Raw genomic sequence first — 430 nt, forward strand, 5'->3', positions numbered from 1 at the left:
GTCGATGGACCGCCGCCTCACCATGCGCGAGGTCGCGGACGCCGTCATCGAGCAGGTCGGCGGCGCTGCCTCCTGACGTCCCTCCGCCGCTTCCCGAGCCCGGTCGACGCCTCGCGTCGACCGGGCTCGGTGCATTTCGCGGGTCACGAATGTGCAACGACATCTGTGAGACATTGCGATTCACATGTCGGACACAAACCATGAGTACGTTCGCGCCACATCGTCGTGGTCCGCGCCGGACTGCTGGCACTGCTCGGCAGCGAACCGGACATCGAGGTGCTCGGCGATGCGGGCAGCGGCGAGGAGGCGGTCGCCCTGGCCGCCAGACTCCGGCCCGACGTGGTCCTGATGGACCTCCAGCTGGGCGAGGGCATCGACGGAGTGGAGGCCACCCGCCGCATCTGTCAGGGCGATAACCCGCCCAAGGTGC

At 68.6% G+C, this 430-nt stretch carries 1 protein-coding gene; it reads left to right on the forward strand.

The window, feature by feature from the left end; all coding sequences use genetic code 11:
* Positions 1-219: 219 nt before the first annotated feature.
* A partial coding sequence (locus G3I71_RS48115) for a response regulator transcription factor (RefSeq protein ID WP_164325283.1) occupies positions 220-430 on the forward strand: 211 nt, incomplete at its 3' end.

This window comes from Streptomyces sp. SID12501, from assembly GCF_010550245.1.
Lineage (GTDB): Bacteria > Actinomycetota > Actinomycetes > Streptomycetales > Streptomycetaceae > Streptomyces.